This is a genomic window from Glaciecola sp. G7-5 (assembly GCF_055808975.1).
Window position 1 is genome coordinate 3,143,571 of record NZ_CM147892.1, and the last position, 18,834, is coordinate 3,162,404.

Consider the following 18,834-nt stretch of genomic DNA (forward strand, 5'->3'; position numbering starts at 1 on the left):
CTCTTTATGTGCTTTTATGCGCGTAATAACGCAAATAATTCGTTTAATTTTGTCTGCGTCTTATTGCCCGGGGCATCTTCAACGCCTGAATTTACATCTATAATTCCAACGCCTGTTTGGCTTGCTGCTTGTATATTTTGACTCGACACACCACCTGCTAATACAAGCGTAGATTTGTCGCTTACATTGTCTAACAGTCGCCAATCAAACGATTTACCTGTGCCCCCAGTTTGTTCGCCCACTTTGCAGTCAAGTAATATGCGTGATAACAAACCGGTATTGATATGCGTTTGCCATTGCTCTATCTCACTTGCAATAGAAGTCGCCTTATCCGAATCTACCGGAATTGCTTTGAATATTTCACATGTATCGGGCAACAAGCTTTTTAAGGCTTTCACGTAGGCTAGGTCTTCTTGACCATGCAGTTGCACTGCACATAAGGTTAACTTGTGTGCGTATTCGGCAACGAGTTCAACGGGGTGATTAACAAAAACACCGACAAAACGCTGTTTGACTAGCTGAACTATTTCACTTGCCGTTTCTATGCTTACGTATCGTTTAGAATTAGGCGCAAAAATAAGGCCCAAATAACTCACTGGAAATTGATTGACCAGTTTTGCTTGCTCAATACTTGTAGTTCCACATACTTTAACTTGCCCATAGACTAATTTAGATACCGCTAGTTCAAGATCTTTTTCTGCCATAAGGGCACTACCCACTAAAAAACCATCGACTAAGGGTGAAAGTCTTTTTATATCGGCATTAGTGTAAATGCCCGATTCAGAGATGATAACGCCATTAAATCGAGGATCATTTTTAATGACGGGCGCTAGTTTCTCAGTGGTTGCTAGGTCTGTTGAAAGATCGCGCAAATTCCTATTGTTTATGCCGATGATATTGGCACCAAGGGCTAATGCACGTTCAGTTTCTTGTGCATTGCTGACCTCGGTAAGTACATCCATTTTCAGCGCATGGGTAAGTGCTGCTAGATTTGAATATTGTTCGTCGCTTAAGACCGACAACATAAGCAAAACCGCATTCGCTCCTAAATATCGGCCTAAATAAACCTGATATTCATCAATAAAAAAGTCTTTATTAATGGTGGGTTGAGCTACTTTTTTACTCACATATTGGAGATATTCAAACTTGCCTTGAAAATACTTCTCATCAGTTAAGACTGAAAAACAAGCGGCTTCTTTTTCATAGGCTGTGCATATTTCATCAAGGTCGAAATTTTCTCGAATTAGGCCTTTTGAGGGCGACGCTTTTTTACATTCAAAAATGTAACTGGTGCCAGGCGCAGCGAGGGCATCAAAAAATGAATTACTGCTTGGCTCAATGGCATCTTTAAATTGCGCTAAAGGCATCAGCTCTTTTTTTATTTTAAGCTCGTCGCGCTTATCGGCCACGATTTTCTCTAAAACATTGGCCACTAGGCGTCTCCTTGGCTAATTTTCGCGGCGTGCGTGATTGTCTGCATTGGTTTTTGTTCGCTCATTGCTTGCATTACCGTATCAAAATGGTTTTTAAATGAAACTTGGGTGTTATGAAGCCACAATAAACTTGCTGCATTCATTGCAATAGCATGGGTGTGAGCCACTTCACCTTCACCCCTAAATACTTTAGTAATCGCCTCAACATTATATTCGGGCGTATCACCTTTAATTGTATCAAGCGGCAATTCGTTAATACCAAAATCACTGGGGGACAAGGTCATTTCTGTCAGCTTTCCATCATGAACATGAATCGCTTGAGTTGGGCCATGCAGCGCTATTTCATCAAGGCCTGAACCATGCACAACAAGCGCATTTTGATGACCAAGATTTAGCAAGGTTTGCGCATATATAGGTAATAAGCTGGGAGTATAAACGCCATATATGCCGTGCGTAGGATTAGCAGGGTTTGCAAGCGGTCCAAGGACGTTAAACAAAGTACGTGTCTTTAGTGCTAAACGTACTGGCATGGCATGTTTTACACCAGTATGATAGACCGGTGCCGCCAAGAAACAAATATTGGCTTGGTCTAGACATTTACGCGCGACTTCTGGGCTCATATCCAGCTTTAAACCAAAGCCAGCAAATAAATCTGAAGACCCTGATTTACTCGATACACTTCTGTTTCCATGCTTTGCCACTTTAATGCCACAACTAGCTGTAACAACTGCAGCCGCGCTTGAGATATTAATTGTGTTGTGTCCGTCGCCGCCGGTACCGACTAAGTCACTAAAGGGGTAGCTTGGCCTTTCAAAGGCCACGGCATTGTCGCGCATTGCCGCTGCTGCGCCTGCTATTTCGTCACTGGTTTCGCCTTTAAGCTTAAGGGCAATGAGCAAGGCGGTTAGCTCAACACTATCTAAATTGCCTTGCATAACGTCATTGAATATAGCGTAACTTTGACTTTGAGTTAGTGAATTATCTTGGTAAAGCGTTTCAAACATTTCAAAATAAGCTGTATTCATGCTAATGCCCTCGTGTGGATATCTTGGCAATAGGCTCGCTTACCAAATATTGCATTGCTTGTAACAAAAGTTGACTTCCTTGACTGGTTAACACCGATTCGGGATGAAATTGGAAGCCCAACATTTTATCATCTTCATGTAGTATGGCCATAGGTAAATCATCTATATGTGCAATGATCTGCAAACATTCGGGTACATCGACCGCAGCGAGAGAATGGTAGCGGGCGATTGCCATTGGCGAAGCGAGGCCCTGAAATATGGCTGCGAAATCATGCTGCATCATCGACGATTTGCCATGCATCACTTCAGGGGCGCGCGCTACTTTGCCGTTATAACTCTCGATGATAGCCTGATGACCTAAGCAAATTCCCAATACTGGATAGAGGCCTTTGGCTTGGTTTATGATACTGGGCATATTGCCTGCGCTACTTGGCGCGCCAGGACCAGGTGATAACATCAGTAACGTGGGCCCTTGTTTGCTGTATTCAGCTAAGGTCTGCATCACGGTTTCGGTTTTTACAGAATTTCTAAATACGCGTAAATTGACCCCTAATACTCGAAGCTCATCTACTAGGTTGTAAGTAAACGAATCCTCATTGTCGATAAGAACTAAATATAAATGCTTTAATTGCTCTGAATTCATTCTTTGTTACTCCCTACATCAGTCGCAGAATAACTGCGTTTAATCGCAGAAATAACAGCTTGCGCTTTTGCGGTGGTTTCGTCGGCCTCAGATTGCGGAACAGAATCATTCACCACACCAGCGCCAGCTTGCACATGGGCTAGATTATTTTGAACAAAAGCAGAACGAATAACAATACAGGTGTCAAAATCACCATTGCCATTAAAATAGCCAACGGCCCCCCCGTAGCTGCCGCGACGTTCTTTTTCGGTTTTGCGTATCAAGCTTGCGGCACTAATTTTTGGTGCGCCAATTAATGTACCCATATTCATACAGGCCTGGTAAGCGTGAAGGGCGTCTAAGTCATCACGCAATTCGCCGACCACTCTAGAAACTAAGTGCATAACGTGCGAATAGCGGTCGACCTTCAATAAATCTTTTACGTGGCGTGTACCGGGTTTACTTACTCTTGCAACATCGTTGCGCGCTAAGTCAACAAGCATAATATGTTCAGATTTCTCTTTGTGGTCTTGTTGTAAATCAAGCTCTAAGCGGCTATCTAAATCAACGTCAATCGACCCATCGCTTCGTTTGCCACGAGGCCTCGTCCCAGCAATGGGATAAATTTCTACATAGTTAGTTTGCGTTTCGTACTTAAGTGCAGATTCGGGCGAAGCCCCGAAGATAACGAAATTCTCGTCTTGCATATAAAACATATAAGGTGAAGGGTTGGTTAATTTCAATTGTTCATATGCCGCTAGCGGGTTTTCACATGGTAGCGTGAAGGTACGCGAAGGAACAACTTGAAAAATATCACCATCTAAGATGTTCTCTTTTAACGCAAGTACGTCTTTGCAGTAAGCTTCGTCTGATTTGTTAAGAACAACGTTAACGCTTTCATCTAAAGGTAAAATGGCGGGCGCCGTTTCCTCTTTTGGCAATTGACTTATTTGTCGAGTAATAACTTCTAAGCGTTTGTGTACTGAAAAATAATGATTGGCAACATCATCACCACTAAATACACTGCCAATTATTTGCGTATTTTGCGCTTGATGATCGACCAATATCAGCGTTTCTGCTAGGTAAAATAAATAGTCTGGGCAGGTATTGTTAGACGTGGGGACATCGGGTAAGTTCTCAAAGCCTGCGAGTAAATCATAAGCAAATACGCCCCCTAGAAATACTGCGTGAGGATGCTTACGCAAAGCATTTAATGACGATTGAATTGTACGTAATGCGTCAAAAACACTAGTATGTTTTAGCCGAGTATCTTCATCTAAATCATCTTCGGGAGATGTAAACGTGAGCTCTAAACTTGTGCTGCTTTGCTCACTTACATACTCACTAAGTAAATTGGCAATAAAAGGGAGCAAAGACTGGCCATTTTCCGACAAGTTATTGATGGTGACCTGCTTACCTTGGCACTCAATTCGTAGTGCCGCGTCAATCAGTAAGAGGCTTTTTAGGTTGTCTTTGCTATCTATCTCGGCAGATTCAAGCAATATAGAATGTTTGTTTGCAAGGGTATGGTAGGCTTTTAGTGGATTGGCAATATAAGGTGCCTCTACCATAATGCTTTCCACCGTCCCTGGTTTATCTCCTAAGTCCGACAAATTCATGATTTACTCTGTCCTTTAATGTATGTTTTGCGCCTAAGTAATGTGCCTGTCGGGCGATTAATGTTGTTTTGATTTAGTCAAAATTTGGCAACAAAAAAGGCCCAATAAATGGGCCTTGGATATGCGTACACGCACATGCAACCTGACCCTAAGTCTGGTTGTGCCACCACCAAATTGTGATAATGCTTGTGTTGTACATAATTTATCCGTTTATACTGGCTTAAATGTTCGGCTCATATAGCCTAACGCCACTCTCGTTTTGACAAGGCCTATAGGAGAAACCAAATCGAGCTTGATGTCAATAAGAAACATAAAAAAATACGCTTATTTATTGTTGACTAAGCTCTGATAAAAATTTCTTATTAGATCATAGAGCTAGCATTTATCCTCATATTAAGCGTATACAATCCCAAAAAAGGGGTCTAGTATTTGTCTATAGACGCGAATTACAGCCTATATGCAAGACAACAGGGATGAACTTTTGAAAATCGATTTACACAGTCATACGCACCACTCTGACGGCAAACTTAGCGTTTCTGAATTACTCGTTAGGGCAGAGCAGATGCAGGTTGACGTACTTGCGATCACTGATCATGACTGTGTTGACGGGATTGCACCGGCAATGGATATTTTGGCTAACAACTCACAAAAGCTGCGCTTGATTAGTGGAACTGAAATTTCTACTAAATGGCATGGTTTTGAAATTCACATATTAGGGCTTGAGGTTGATCACGAATGTGAAGTCTTTTTAACGCGCTTGGCTAGCCAACTAGCGAAACGCCAAATTAGGGCTGAAAAAATATGTGAGAAATTAGCCAAGTTAGGTATCACTGGTGTGTTATCTGATGCGCAAGACTTGGTTACCACAGGTTGTATTTCACGCGCGCACATTGCTCAAGTTCTCCTCGGTAGAGGCGTGTGTACTAATTTCCAGCAAGCATTTAGCCAGTATTTAGGCAAAAATAAGCGTGCCTATGTTGTACCCGAATGGATCAGTATAGAAGAAGCGGTAACTTGGATTCACGAAGCGGGGGGTAAAGCTGTTATTGCCCATCCATATCACTATGACATGACCAGTAAATGGCTTCGCCGTTTAAGTCACGAATTCAAAGCCTGCGGTGGCGATGCAATGGAAGTTCAACATCCTAACCTAGCTAAATCTAAACATGACCTCATGGTCGACATCGCACTAGAAGCTAATTTGATGGGCTCAGCGGGTTCAGATTTTCATGCCCCATCACGTTGGACCGAACTAGGTCGCAGGTTGGGGTTTTCAGAACAATTAAGACCGATTTGGAAAGATTTTAAAACGCCTCTTGATGCGAACGCTTAAAATACTTCAAAGCGGCTATACGCCAATAGTCTTAATGGTTTATGCGTGATACACTGGCGCCATAGCCACGTTGAGCTTTAGCCGAGTATTTTATGAGTCAGTTTTTTTACATCCATCCTGACAATCCCCAAGTCAGATTAATCAAACAAACTTGTGAGTTGATTAAGAAAGGAGAAGTGATCGTCTATCCCACCGATTCGGGCTATGCAATCGGCTGCCAGATGGAAAATAAAAAGGCGCTCGAGCAGATTTGTACTATTCGTGATATCCCTAAAGACCATAATTTTACCTTAATGTGCAGAGACATGTCTGAGCTTTCAATCTACGCACGTGTCAACAATACCGCATTTCGACAAATTAAAAACAATACACCTGGCCCGTATACCTTTATCTTAAAAGCAACTAAAGAAGTACCAAAGCGTTTACAGAATCCAAAACGTAAAACAATCGGTATTAGAGTGCCCGATAACGCTATAGCACTAGCAATACTAGAAGAACTGGGTGAGCCTTTGATGTCGACAACTTTAATTTTGGCCGACGCTGATATGGCTGAAACGGATCCAGAAGAAATCAGAGACAAGCTCGAAAAACGCTTAGGACTGATTATTCATGGTGGCTATTTAGGGGAGCAACCTACAACTGTCATTGATATGTCTGAAGATGAAACCACAGTTTTACGAGTTGGCAGTGGCGATCCATCACCTTTTGAGTAAGCTAGGTCAGCAATTTCTTAACGTGACTAGGTCAGAGTGCTAAGCCAATGAATGAACCTACAGCAGATTCCCCGATTGACTCCTCAGAAGAGCTAGTCGCCAAAGAAGAAGCTAAGCAAAGCCCTCAACAAATTACCCAACAACAGCCACTCGCATTAGCGTTTATAAATGGCGAAGCGCTTATTACTAAGCCTGAGGATTTATACATTCCGCCAGACGCGCTTGAGGTTATCCTCGATACCTTTGAGGGTCCTTTAGACTTACTTTTATACCTTATTCGCAAGCAGAAGTTTGATATTGTAGAGCTACCGGTATTGCAAGTGACGCAACAATACATGGAATACGTCGAAATTATGACCGATGTAAAACTCGAACTGGCGGGCGAGTATTTAGTCATGGCAGCGATGCTTGCAGAAATAAAATCGCGTTTGCTATTACCAAAACATGACGATGCCGAAGAAGATGAAGACGACCCACGTGCAGAATTGATCAGGCGTTTACGGGAATATGAGCAAATCAAAGTAGCCGCTCAAGCATTGGACGAAGCCCCGCGCATGCAACGAGATTTTTATATCGCTAATGCCGAAACAAGCGGCAATGTGTTGCCTATAAAACATATGCCTCAGGTGCAGTTGCAAGACTTAGTAGTGGCCTTTTATGAGGCAATGCAAAGGGCGAGTGCATTTGACCATCATCAAATCGAACGAGAGGCCTTGTCGACACGCGAACGAATGAGCATGATATTGCAAAAGCTTAATGCGTTGACCTATATTCCACTAAATAAGCTTCTCAATAGCGAAGAAGGAAAGGCGGGCGTTGTGGTTACTTTTATCGCAATTTTGGAGCTGGTAAAAGAATCCTTAATAGTTTTTGAGCAAGGTGAACCTTTTGGTAATCTTCATGTTAAACTAGGCGAATATGAGCAAGATTAATGACGCGCAATTAAAACAGTTGTTAGAGGCCGCTATTTTTGTAAATGAAAGCCCCTTGAGCATCGATAAAATGCGAAATACAATATTGAGTGAACTCGACGTTTCCTCGCGGCAACTAAACAAGGCCTTAAAGGAGCTTGAACTAGACTATGCGCCGCGCGGCATAAAACTCACGAAAGTCGCCAGTGGATATCGATTTCAATCTGACACGGGTCTTGGCCAGTTGTTGAGTAAATTATGGCAAGAAACTGTGCCAAAATATTCACGCGCCATGCTCGAAACCTTAGCGCTTATCGCCTACAAACAACCGATTACAAGAGGCGAAATCGAAGAGATACGAGGTGTTGCAGTAAGTAGTAACATCATTCGAGCTTTAACCGAGCGCCAATGGATTAAAGTGGTAGGGCATAAAGAAGTGCCGGGCAGACCTTCGCTATTAGCAACAACGCCTGTTTTTCTGGATTATTTTGCGCTTAGCTCGTTAAGTGAATTACCCTCCGCTGATACATTTACTGATAATATTGAAGCAGCAATTATGGCTTCAAACCAAGAAAATATAGAAATTGAAGACACAAATATTGATAAGCAAAGTACCCAAGGCGAGCTTCTACCCAATGAAGCTGAAAAGCAAGATGGACAGTCTGATCAAGCATCTACCAAGGCAAATATACACTAATGACCGATAACAACGCTGCATCTGAAAAACTGCAAAAAGTACTCGCAAACAATGGTTTGGGTTCTCGCCGTGAAATGGAGAGGTGGATTCAAGAGGGCCGTATCTCGATTAACGGTACTTTGGCGACATTAGGGGACAGGGTCGAGATTAGCGATCAAATTAGGGTAGATGGACATTTAATCGCCAGAACGCGTGAAAAATCGCCTTGCAGAGTATTGATGTACAATAAGCCTGAAGGCGAATTGTGTGCACGTGTTGACCCCGAAGGTAGGCCGACTGTTTTTGAACGTTTACCCAAATTGGTTGGCGAACGCTGGATAACTGTCGGTAGGCTCGATATCAACACTAGCGGCCTACTCTTGTTTACCAATGATGGTGAACTGGCCAACCGGCTTATGCACCCCAGTCATGAAGTTGAAAGAGAGTACGCAGTGCGTGTGTTTGGTGAAGTCACGCCGAAGATGCTTAGAATGCTGTCTCAAGGTATTGAGCTAGAAGACGGCATGGCAAAATTTAATACGATTCATGTGCGCCCGGGCGATCCTGAAAGTCACAATCATTGGTTTAATGTCACCTTATCTGAAGGACGTAATCGTGAGGTAAGGCGTTTGTGGGAATCCCAAGGTGTGCAGGTTAGTCGCTTAATTCGCGTTCGGTATGGTAATTTAGAATTGTTTAAACGCTTACCCCAAGGGGCTTGGGTTGAGCTAGACATACAAAATGTGAATGCGCTTCGTAAAATGGTGCAGTTGCCGGTAGAAACCGAAACAAAAGTGCATACGGCTGAAACACTCGATCACACGAAGTTGAGTCGGATGCGCCGCAGCGTAAGAAAGCATAAGCAAAATAAAGTAAGCGGTCAGCGCAATCGCCGAAACCAAAGTCAGAACCGTTAGTAATGTCAGTTATGGGCTTTGACGATTCAGTTGATGATTCGGTAATCATTGGACCTGGGCGTATCGCGCTTGGCGTTGAATATATGGGTGCAAATTATAGCGGTTGGCAGCGTCAACAAAGCGTTGATTCAGTCCAGACAAGGGTTGAGAAGGCTCTCGCTAATATTATAGGTCAGAAACTAGATATTACGTGCGCCGGGCGCACTGACAGAGGCGTGCATGCAACAGCGCAAGTAGTGCATTTCGACTCACCGGTTGCGAGGCCCTTGAAAGCTTACACGCGAGGTATTAACACCGCAATGCCACACGACGTGGCAATTACTTGGGCGAAGTCTGTAGATGATGATTTTCACGCAAGGTTTAGTGCGACTGCAAGGCGCTATCGTTATATTATTTATAATAATCCATTAAGATCGGGCGTATTTAATGCTGGCGTGACTCATGTCTATAAACCAATTGATGCCAATTTGATGCATCAAGCCGCGCAAGTTTTAGTGGGTAAAAATGACTTTACATCTTATCGGGCTTCTCACTGTCAAAGTAAAACGCCGGTTAGAACGGTTCACTATATTAAAGTATACCGAATGCAACAATTTGTTATTGTTGACATAAAAGCCAATGCATTTTTGCATCACATGGTAAGAAACATAGTGGGCGCTTTGCTAGACGTTGGAAGTGCTGAAAAACCCAGTGAATATATCGCAGAAGTACTTGCCCTTAAAGACAGGAAGCAAGCTTCTACGACAGCCAAACCCAATGGACTATATCTGGTGGAGGTTGATTACGATGAGCGTTTTGGCCTGCCAAAAAGTCCCCCTGGTCCTTTATTTCTGCCTGAAGACTAACAATATTTAGTAGAAAATCATGACCGGTCAGCGCCGTAGAAGGCTATTTTAACCAAGACTAGTTATTTTATACTACACTTTAGACCAGTTAAATATTTAGAAAATATGGATTTTGTGGTTTAATCCACGGATAAAAACATGCTAATGTGCTAAGTTATTAGCTTATAAAATGAAAGCATTTGCGAATCAAGATCGCTGCGCTCATTAAATATTCGTATTAAAACGAAAACAACAGGAATGCTTTATGAGTTGGATAGAAAAAATACTGCCGAGAACACAAGCTGGAACCAAAGGAAACGTACCTGAAGGTATCTGGACGAAGTGTAGCGCATGTAACGCAGTATTATATAAAACTGAATTAGAAAAACAGTTAGAAGTGTGTCCAAAGTGTGATCATCATATGCGTATTTCTGCGCGTGGACGCTTAAACGCATTCCTTGATGTAAAAGACAGAGAAGAGCTGGCGACTGACTTTGAACCACAAGATATATTGAAGTTTAAAGACTCGAAACGTTACAAAGACCGCATTACTGCGGCCCAAAAAGCGACCAACGAAAAAGACGCCTTAGTGGTAATGAAAGGCAAATTAAATGGCATGACGGTTGTTGTGGCCAGTTTTGAATTTGCATTCATGGGTGGTTCAATGGCGTCGGTCGTAGGCGCCAAATTTGTTGCAGGTGTGAATGCGGCAATCGAGAATAAATGTCCGTTTGTATGCTTTTCCACCAGTGGTGGTGCACGTATGCAAGAAGCTTTGTTGTCACTGATGCAAATGGCAAAAACAAGTGCTGCTTTAGCAAAATTAAGTCAGCAAGGTCTCCCTTATATTTCAGTGTTAACAGATCCCACAATGGGCGGTGTTTCGGCTAGTTTGGCTATGTTAGGTGACATCAACATTGGCGAACCTAAAGCGCTTATTGGTTTTGCGGGCCCACGCGTGATTGAGCAAACCGTGAGACAAAAGCTACCGCCGGGCTTTCAGCGCAGTGAATTTCTATTAGAAAAGGGTGCGATTGATATGATTGTTGATAGACGTAACATGCGCGATAAAATTTATAGCTTATTGTCTAAGTTACATCATATGCATTATAAAAAGAAAGCCGACCCTGTTATCGAATTACCTGCAGGCGAATAGAGCGCACGCGTGCAAACTTCAAAAACATTGAATGAGTGGCTTAGCTATATTGAGTCTGCTCATTCACAATCTATCGATATGGGCCTTGAAAGAGTGCTCAAGGTCTATAATAGAATTTCAATTGATTTTTCCTCGACTTGTGTCGTAACCGTTGCTGGCACCAATGGAAAAGGCACGACCTGTCGCTTTATAGAGCAAGCCTGTTTGCAAGGCGCATATAAAGTAGGCGTGTATGCTTCTCCTCATATTCAAAAATTTAATGAACGAATCCGCATTGATGGCCATGATGTAGATGACGCAACCTTGTGTGCGGCTTTTGCCGCGGTTCATAACGCCGCGCAAGGAAATAACGCCGCGCAAGGAAATGCTGTATCACGAAATAGCGCCGCACATAGTAATAACAAAGACGATGCTGACCCTATTTCACTAAGCTATTTTGAGTATGCAACACTATGTGCTTTATATATTTTTGCCCACGCAAAGCTCGATGTATGTATCTTGGAAGTAGGTTTAGGGGGCCGCTTAGACGCCACCAATATTGTTGATGCAAATATTGGTGTGATTACGAGCATTGGTCTTGATCATCAAAGTTATCTTGGCACTACCTTAGAAGCCATAGCTGGCGAAAAAGCAGGCATTATAAAACCTGCACAAAAAGTCGTTATTGGCTACAGTGATATGCAAGATAGCGTAGCATCTCAACTCGCCAAATATTCTAACGTTGCTTTATTTTGTAATAAAGATTTTGCAATACACAATAACGGTCTTACAAAAGAAAAAAAAGCCAAGGTCGAAGGCTGGATTAAACTCGGTGATAGTACACACACCTTTGCACTTGATGACGCCAAAATTCCTGCCCAAAATATTATGACTGCAATAGCGACCTTGCATTTTATCGCTGAATTTAAACAGCTTGCGTTACCTTTACTATTACCAACGAGTAAAATTCAACAATTAATCACTGCGGTTAGCGTACCGGGGCGATTTGAACAGCTTAGTCAGTCACCTCATATCATATTAGATGTTGCGCACAACGAAGATTCAGCGCTTTATTTAGTCTCACGTATGCAACAAAAGCACTATATTACTTGTCATATTGTTATTGGTATGTTGAAAGACAAGAACATAGAAGCCACTATTGACCACTTAGCGGCACTTAATGCAAAGTGGTATTGTGTGGATTTACCCAGTGAGCGGGGAGAAAAGGCGGAGCGACTAGCCGCGGCAGTAAAAAAGCATAAACAAGTTACGAATAAATTTGCGCAGGTACCACAAGCACTGAAATGTGCTGTTGAACAGTGCGCTACCCATGATATTATTTTAATCGTAGGGTCTTTTGTTCTTGCGTCTGAATGCATGCAGGCCTTATCATCTATTGAGCTGCAAAAACAATAATAAAATTAACAAGGTAAACGACATTCTATGACTAGTGCACTTCAAAATAGGTTAGTCGGAACCATCATTGTGGTGGCCCTAGTGGTTATATTAGTCCCCGAGTTTTTGGATGGTGAAAAACGCATAAACCAGCAAGAGTTCGTCGATGTGCCACCGGTCACAGAGGTAGTTCAAGTACAAAATGCTGAACCATTCGATACCAGCGAAGTGGAATCACAACTCAGTCAAGCAATAGAAGTTGTTGATGAAACCCCCGTTGATGCTGATCAACAAAGCCCAAATCAAAATAGCGAAGATAACACCAACAGCTTAAATGCAAACAACAAGGTCGTTCAACAAAAACCAGATCGTTCAAAAACGCAAAAAGTCACCAGCAGTGACGATCAAAAACAAGCAAAACAAACTGTTGGCGAAAGTGACGAATTAAATGACATAGAAATCAAAGATTCAGGTTGGGTTGTGCAACTTGGAAGTTTTAAACACGAAAAAAATGTCAAAGTACTGCTTAAAACACTTACCAATGCTGGTTATCGTGCTTATAGTCGCCCTGTAATGACGTCGGTAGGTGAGTTAACTAAAGTATTTGTTGGCCCAGAATTGGCCAAAGAGAAACTGGAGCTTGCCTTGCCACACCTACAAGAAATAACGGGATTAAAAGGCAAAATTACTGCATTTGAAGTCAGCGCTGGCTAGTTTAGCGGTCAAAGCTTTGCTATACTCGCGCTCAAAAATTACGGGTCGAAAATCGGCAGCGTAAAAACCTGTTACAGGATATAAAACAACCCATGAATTGGTTTGATTTTACGATTATCGGCATTATAGCGCTTTCATCAATTATTAGTTTAGTGCGTGGTTTTGTTAAAGAGGCCATTTCATTAGTTATCTGGGTAAGTGCATTTTTTGTATCGAGCACCTTTTACCCTCAGTTAGCACAACTACTTACCCAAATCGAAGAACCCATGCTACGAAATGCGTCAGCAATTGGTATTTTGTTTGTAGGCACCTTGATCGCGGGCGCACTTATTAATTATGTCATCTCTCAACTTGTTAAAGCCACTGGACTTGGCGGTACAGATCGTGCTTTGGGCATGGTCTTTGGAGCGCTAAGAGGCGTCCTTATTGTCAGCGCGCTTTTGTTTGCTATTGACACCTTTACTACATTTTCAGAGTCTCAATGGTGGAAATCGTCTTTGTTGGTGCCAGAATTTAAGATCGTAATAGAATGGTTTTTTGAATTTATGCAAGAGCGTTCGAGCTTTTTGTCAAAAGAATTAACGTAACTCAATCACGGGAAATTAAGTATGTGCGGCATTGTAGGTATTGTGGGAAAAGAAGCGGTCAATCAAGCTATTTATGATGCGCTTATTGTGTTGCAACACAGAGGCCAAGATGCAGCTGGCATAATGACCATTGAAAATAACATGTTTCATTTACGAAAAGACAACGGCTTGGTACGTGATGTCTTTCATACCCGTCATATGCGCAGACTAAGCGGGAATGTAGGTATTGGTCATTGTCGCTATCCTACTGCTGGCTCGTCTAGTTCTGCTGAAGCGCAGCCTTTTTATGTTAACTCACCCTTTGGTATCGCTTTTGCGCACAATGGTAATTTGACCAATGCCAATGAGTTACAAGAAGAAGTGTTTAGAGTTGCTCGCCGCCATATAAATACGAACTCTGATTCAGAGTTGTTATTGAATATATTTGCACATGCCTTAAGTGGCAATAGCGGTCTTGATCTTACTCCAGAGGATATCTTCAAGGCCGTTGAAATTTCCCATAGCAAAATTAAAGGAGCGTATGCGGTGGTGGCCGCTATTATTGGCTACGGCATGGTTGCCTTTAGAGACCCTAATGGTATTCGCCCCTTAGTTTTAGGAAAGCGCTCTACACTTTTAGGTGATGAGTATATGGTTGCCTCGGAAAGTGTTGCGCTAGATTCTGTTGGTTTTAAATTTGTACGTGATGTTGCACCAGGTGAAGCTATTTATGTCACCGAAGCCGGTGAATTGCATACTAAGTTGTGCGCGCCAAATGCAGAATGTCACCCTTGTATCTTTGAATTCGTTTATTTTGCTCGTCCTGACTCTTTCATTGATGGGATATCGGTATATGCATCCCGAGTAAACATGGGAAGAAAGTTAGGTGAAAAAATAAAACGCGAGTGGGGGGACTTAGATATCGATGTTGTTATTCCTATCCCAGAAACCTCTATGGATGTTGCGTTACAAATAGCGAACACCTTAGAAAAACCCTATAGACAAGGCTTTGTTAAGAACAGATACATTGGTAGAACTTTTATTATGCCAGGTCAAGTGCAGCGCAGAAAGTCTGTCAGGCGCAAACTCAATGCTATTAAGTCTGAGTTTACAGGCAAAAATGTATTGCTTGTAGATGATTCGATTGTACGCGGCACGACCTCTGAACAGATAATTGAAATGGCCAGAGAATCGGGTGCTAAAAAGGTCTATTTTGCATCTGCCGCGCCTGAAATACGTTTTCCCAATGTCTATGGTATTGATATGCCCTCAGCAAATGAATTAATTGCCTATGGGCGCGAAATACCGCAAATCTGTGAAAGTATCAAAGCCGATGGCTTAATTTTCCAAGAAATATCTGATTTAGTCGAAGCGGTGCGTGAAGAAAATGACAAAATAACTCGCTTTGAAACCTCTGTGTTTGATGGTAATTACGTAACCGGTGATATTGACCATCATTACCTCGAGCGAATTGATAAAGCCCGCGGCGAAGCGGCAAAAGGAAGCCCTACGGTACAAGCCGAACTCAGTAATCTTGAAATGCACAATATAGACGATTAATTTAGGCTAGGGACTAATCGATTTGTGAGCTAATCCGTAACAACTCCATTAATTGTAATCTTGTGAGGAAAATCATGTCTCAATTTATTAAATCTAAAGCCGCTGTCGCATGGGCAGCCAATCAACCTCTTAGCATTGAAGAAATTGATGTTATGTTGCCAAAAGCAGGCGAAGTATTAGTTAGAATAGTAGCAAGTGGCGTCTGTCATACAGACGCGTTCACCTTATCAGGAGAAGATCCAGAAGGTTTGTTCCCCGTTGTACTAGGCCATGAAGGCGGTGGTATTGTTGAACAAGTAGGTGAGGGCGTTAGCTCTGTTTCTGTTGGCGACCATGTTATTCCGCTATACACGCCTGAGTGCGGTGAGTGCAAGTTTTGCTTGTCGGGTAAGACCAATTTATGCCAAAAAATTCGTGAAACCCAAGGTAAGGGCTTAATGCCTGATGGCACGAGTCGATTCTATAAAGACGGTAAACCTTTGTATCATTATATGGGCTGCTCAACGTTTTCAGAATATACGGTTTTGCCTGAAATTTCTTTGGCTAAAGTGAATAAACAAGCAGCCCTTGACGAGGTTTGCTTGTTTGGCTGTGGCGTGACTACCGGCATTGGTGCGGTAATGAATACCGCTAAAGTGGAGGAGGGTGATACGGTCGCTATCTTTGGCCTTGGTGGTATTGGTTTGTCGGCGGTGATAGGCGCGGTTATGGCCAAAGCTAGTCGCATTATTGTTATCGATATTAATGAAAGTAAATTTGAATTAGCCCGAAAGTTAGGTGCCACTGACTGTATCAATCCGAAACAACACGATAAACCAATACAAGATGTGATAGTTGAGCTTACTGACGGAGGCGTTGATTACTCATTTGAATGTATTGGTAACGTCAATGTTATGCGCAGTGCTCTTGAGTGTTGTCATAAAGGTTGGGGTGAATCTGTTATTATCGGGGTTGCTGGCGCAGGGCAAGAAATAAGCACTAGACCTTTCCAATTGGTGACAGGTAGAGTGTGGCGTGGAACCGCTTTTGGCGGCGTTAAAGGACGCAGTGAACTTCCCGACTATGTTGAAAAGTACTTGAAAGGTGAAATCAAACTGGATGATTTCATTACTCATAATTTGTCTATTGAGCATATAAACGAAGCCTTTGATTTAATGCACGAAGGCAAAAGTATTCGCTCGGTAGTACACTTTGCAGATAGCCCTAAAGTGAGTCAGTAACATGGATAAGGCGTCTACAGATACATTGTCGCAGGTCTCTCAAACAGTTGTTTTTGATGGCACGCATAGCCAATACACGCATTACTCAAACGCAAACCATTGCACCATGCGTTTCGCAATCTATTTACCAGCGCAAGCTTCAGGCTTAAAAGCAGGAGAAACGCAAGCAAAGGTGCCCGTCATATATTGGTTGTCTGGCCTAAGCTGCACCGACGAAAATTTCATGCAAAAAGCCGGTGCCTTAAAAATGGCATCCTTGTTAGGAGTTGCCATTGTCGCTCCTGATACTAGTCCTAGAGGCGATGATGTTCCTGACGATGAAAATGGTGCGTATGATTTTGGATTAGGGGCGGGTTTCTACCTAAATGCCACGAAAGCGCCCTACGATCGTCATTACAATATGTATTCTTACCTGCTCGATGAATTAATTCCTTTAGTCGAGAATAGTTTTCCTGTGAGCAAGCGTAAATCGATTAGTGGTCATTCTATGGGTGGACACGGGGCCTTAACAATAGGACTCAAAAACCCTGAAACCTTTGCCTCTATTTCTGCATTTAGTCCAATATGTAATCCAATGGCATGTCCATGGGGTAAAAAAGCATTTACCGGATACTTAGGCAGTAATACTGAAGATTGGAAAACATATGATGCTAGTGAATTAATTGCAAACGCAAAAATTAAACCGGCCATATTGATTGACCAAGGAGGTGCTGATGACTTTCTGGAGACGCAGCTAATGCCCCAAAACTTAGTAAAGGCGGCTTTAAAAAATAACTATACAATCCAATTAAATATGCACCCAGGTTACGATCATAGCTACTTTTTTGTAAGCTCTTTTATTGATGAACATATTGCATTTCATGCGAGTCATTTAAAAGAAAAATAAAAAAGCAGCGCCCTTAATTAAGGGCGCTGCTTTGTTTATTGTTTGTGTTTTTCGTATTCGCTTAGGCGTACTGCGGCCCTAAACCAATACTCCATAATATGACAGAGCTAACCATCAATATGACCAGTAAGATCAAGCCGCAGGTTACCACTGAGCTTGAAAAGATAAAGCCTTTGTCTTCTGGAATATGCAACATAATCGGTACACCGGTATATAATAAGTAAACCGAGTAGGATATACCAATTAGCACAACACTCATAAGGAACCAAAGCTGCGGATAAAAAGCGGCAAAACCGGCCATGAACAAAGGTGTTGCTGTATAAGCTGCGATTTCTAATGATTGCGTATAACTCGGTGTTGCATCAAAGGATTTGGCTAATTCGTGTATTAGCACCGCTAAGGCAATCACACCAAAAACAAGACCAAAGTACATGGCAACTGACATGGCCAGGGCACTGGTTTGAGTTAGGCGTATGGTATCGGCGGTCACGCCTGCGCCAATGTCCCACCCTATATAAGCAGACGCATAATAAGCCATTACCGTTGGTATTAGGGCGATGATGAGAATATGACTTAAGGCTGAAAAATAACTTTCATGCTGTTTATCGATGCTTTTCCATTCTTCTTTGGGTTGAGTATAAATACCCCATAAATGGTTTAATATCACTATGCTTTGCTCCTAAATGAATCACTCGGATGTGAGTAGAATTACTATTTTGAAATACTTGGATGGACTCTAATTTAGGTGCGAGCGATATCCAAGAACACTACGTTAATTGAAGCGTCCGCAAGGGAAATTCAATTAACGAATGAACTATAAGATATTAACAAAGATTTAACAAGAGAATAAAAATTCTTGGCTAGGATCAACGAGTATTTTGTCGGCCATTGCTTCTCGGCCCAAGAGCATCATGTATGTCATTTCTGAGCGATCAGTGAGCGTTATTTTAATCGGCCATTTATGCTCGCCGATGGCCAGTGTAGTGTCGATAACGTAGCGGCGCTCAAGCGTAGCTGTGGAGCTTTTGACTTTGCGTCTCGCTTTCACTTTACTCGAATGGCGGGTAAGTTTAACCACATCATACACATCAGGATGAATATCAAAACTAATCCAAGCATCGCCATTCTTTTCATATTCTTCGACATTTTCGACATGTAAAGATGAGGTTGTCGCACCTGTGTCAACGCGCATCACCAAATTACTAATGCCTAAGTCGGGTAGATCGCACTTTTCCAATGCGCCTAAGACTATTTTTTCAGAGGAATTCTTCATATATACCTTTTT

19 protein-coding genes are annotated in these 18,834 nt (G+C 42.3%); 13 read left to right on the forward strand and 6 right to left on the reverse strand.

The genetic code is table 11. The features are described 5' to 3' along the window. Positions 1-14: 14 nt before the first annotated feature. The 4 genes from trpCF to AC0L6H_RS13795 are packed head-to-tail and all read right to left on the reverse strand — an operon-like array spanning position 15 to position 4,699. Complete coding sequence (gene trpCF, locus AC0L6H_RS13780) at positions 15-1,433, reverse strand: bifunctional indole-3-glycerol-phosphate synthase TrpC/phosphoribosylanthranilate isomerase TrpF (protein WP_473389631.1); 1,419 nt, start codon at positions 1,431-1,433, stop codon at positions 15-17. Beyond that, the gene (trpD, locus tag AC0L6H_RS13785; protein WP_473389632.1) at positions 1,433-2,458 is read right to left on the reverse strand and encodes an anthranilate phosphoribosyltransferase; all 1,026 of its coding nucleotides are present in this window, start codon (positions 2,456-2,458) and stop codon (positions 1,433-1,435) included. The genes trpCF and trpD overlap by 1 nt, the downstream gene beginning before the upstream one ends. 1 nt (position 2,459) lies before the next feature. Continuing rightward, positions 2,460-3,101, reverse strand: coding sequence for an aminodeoxychorismate/anthranilate synthase component II (locus AC0L6H_RS13790; protein WP_473389634.1), 642 nt, complete (start codon positions 3,099-3,101; stop codon positions 2,460-2,462). Beyond that, positions 3,098-4,699, reverse strand: a complete 1,602-nt coding sequence (locus AC0L6H_RS13795) for an anthranilate synthase component 1 (RefSeq protein WP_473389635.1) — start codon at positions 4,697-4,699, stop codon at positions 3,098-3,100. Before AC0L6H_RS13795 ends, AC0L6H_RS13790 begins: the two co-directional genes overlap by 4 nt. Before the next feature lie 481 nt (positions 4,700-5,180). Here AC0L6H_RS13795 and AC0L6H_RS13800 point away from each other — a divergent pair, with 481 nt between their 5' ends. From AC0L6H_RS13800 to fghA, 13 genes are all read left to right on the forward strand, one after another. Beyond that, positions 5,181-6,032, forward strand: a complete 852-nt coding sequence (locus AC0L6H_RS13800; protein WP_473389636.1) for a PHP domain-containing protein — start codon at positions 5,181-5,183, stop codon at positions 6,030-6,032. A 92-nt stretch (positions 6,033-6,124) separates the two neighbouring features. Next, positions 6,125-6,745 carry an L-threonylcarbamoyladenylate synthase gene (locus AC0L6H_RS13805; RefSeq protein WP_473389638.1) on the forward strand — a complete coding sequence of 207 codons (621 nt, stop codon included), beginning with the start codon at positions 6,125-6,127 and terminating at the stop codon, positions 6,743-6,745. A gap of 47 nt (positions 6,746-6,792) precedes the next feature. Beyond that, the gene (locus AC0L6H_RS13810) at positions 6,793-7,677 is read left to right on the forward strand and encodes a segregation and condensation protein A (RefSeq protein WP_473389639.1); all 885 of its coding nucleotides are present in this window, start codon (positions 6,793-6,795) and stop codon (positions 7,675-7,677) included. Next, a complete protein-coding gene (gene scpB / locus AC0L6H_RS13815) occupies positions 7,664-8,353 on the forward strand; it encodes an SMC-Scp complex subunit ScpB (protein WP_473389640.1) in 690 nt (229 codons plus the stop codon). Before AC0L6H_RS13810 ends, scpB begins: the two co-directional genes overlap by 14 nt. Then, positions 8,353-9,249 carry a 23S rRNA pseudouridine(2605) synthase RluB gene (gene rluB, locus AC0L6H_RS13820; RefSeq protein ID WP_473389642.1) on the forward strand — a complete coding sequence of 299 codons (897 nt, stop codon included), beginning with the start codon at positions 8,353-8,355 and terminating at the stop codon, positions 9,247-9,249. The genes scpB and rluB overlap by 1 nt, the downstream gene beginning before the upstream one ends. A gap of 2 nt (positions 9,250-9,251) precedes the next feature. Continuing rightward, positions 9,252-10,094 carry a tRNA pseudouridine(38-40) synthase TruA gene (gene truA, locus AC0L6H_RS13825; protein ID WP_473389643.1) on the forward strand — a complete coding sequence of 281 codons (843 nt, stop codon included), beginning with the start codon at positions 9,252-9,254 and terminating at the stop codon, positions 10,092-10,094. 244 nt (positions 10,095-10,338) lie between these two features. After that, positions 10,339-11,229 (forward strand): acetyl-CoA carboxylase, carboxyltransferase subunit beta, encoded by an 891-nt coding sequence (accD, locus tag AC0L6H_RS13830; protein ID WP_473389645.1) that lies wholly within the window; start codon positions 10,339-10,341, stop codon positions 11,227-11,229. A 9-nt stretch (positions 11,230-11,238) separates the two neighbouring features. Further along, positions 11,239-12,624, forward strand: coding sequence for a bifunctional folylpolyglutamate synthase/dihydrofolate synthase (locus tag AC0L6H_RS13835; RefSeq protein ID WP_473389646.1), 1,386 nt, complete (start codon positions 11,239-11,241; stop codon positions 12,622-12,624). Between the two features lie 27 nt (positions 12,625-12,651). Then, a complete protein-coding gene (locus AC0L6H_RS13840) occupies positions 12,652-13,317 on the forward strand; it encodes an SPOR domain-containing protein (protein WP_473389647.1) in 666 nt (221 codons plus the stop codon). Positions 13,318-13,409: 92 nt separating this feature from the next. Further along, positions 13,410-13,904, forward strand: coding sequence for a CvpA family protein (locus AC0L6H_RS13845; RefSeq protein WP_473389649.1), 495 nt, complete (start codon positions 13,410-13,412; stop codon positions 13,902-13,904). A 21-nt stretch (positions 13,905-13,925) separates the two neighbouring features. Continuing rightward, a complete protein-coding gene (purF, locus tag AC0L6H_RS13850; RefSeq protein ID WP_473389651.1) occupies positions 13,926-15,443 on the forward strand; it encodes an amidophosphoribosyltransferase in 1,518 nt (505 codons plus the stop codon). Between the two features lie 74 nt (positions 15,444-15,517). Next, positions 15,518-16,663 carry an S-(hydroxymethyl)glutathione dehydrogenase/class III alcohol dehydrogenase gene (locus tag AC0L6H_RS13855; protein WP_473389652.1) on the forward strand — a complete coding sequence of 382 codons (1,146 nt, stop codon included), beginning with the start codon at positions 15,518-15,520 and terminating at the stop codon, positions 16,661-16,663. Position 16,664: 1 nt separating this feature from the next. Beyond that, positions 16,665-17,549, forward strand: coding sequence for an S-formylglutathione hydrolase (gene fghA / locus AC0L6H_RS13860; protein ID WP_473389654.1), 885 nt, complete (start codon positions 16,665-16,667; stop codon positions 17,547-17,549). A gap of 61 nt (positions 17,550-17,610) precedes the next feature. Here the strand turns inward: fghA and AC0L6H_RS13865 are convergent, their stop codons facing one another. Continuing rightward, positions 17,611-18,216, reverse strand: coding sequence for a Yip1 family protein (locus AC0L6H_RS13865; protein ID WP_473389655.1), 606 nt, complete (start codon positions 18,214-18,216; stop codon positions 17,611-17,613). Positions 18,217-18,384: 168 nt separating this feature from the next. After that, the gene (locus tag AC0L6H_RS13870) at positions 18,385-18,822 is read right to left on the reverse strand and encodes an ATP-dependent zinc protease family protein (RefSeq protein WP_473389656.1); all 438 of its coding nucleotides are present in this window, start codon (positions 18,820-18,822) and stop codon (positions 18,385-18,387) included. Between the last annotated feature and the right edge of the window lie 12 nt (positions 18,823-18,834).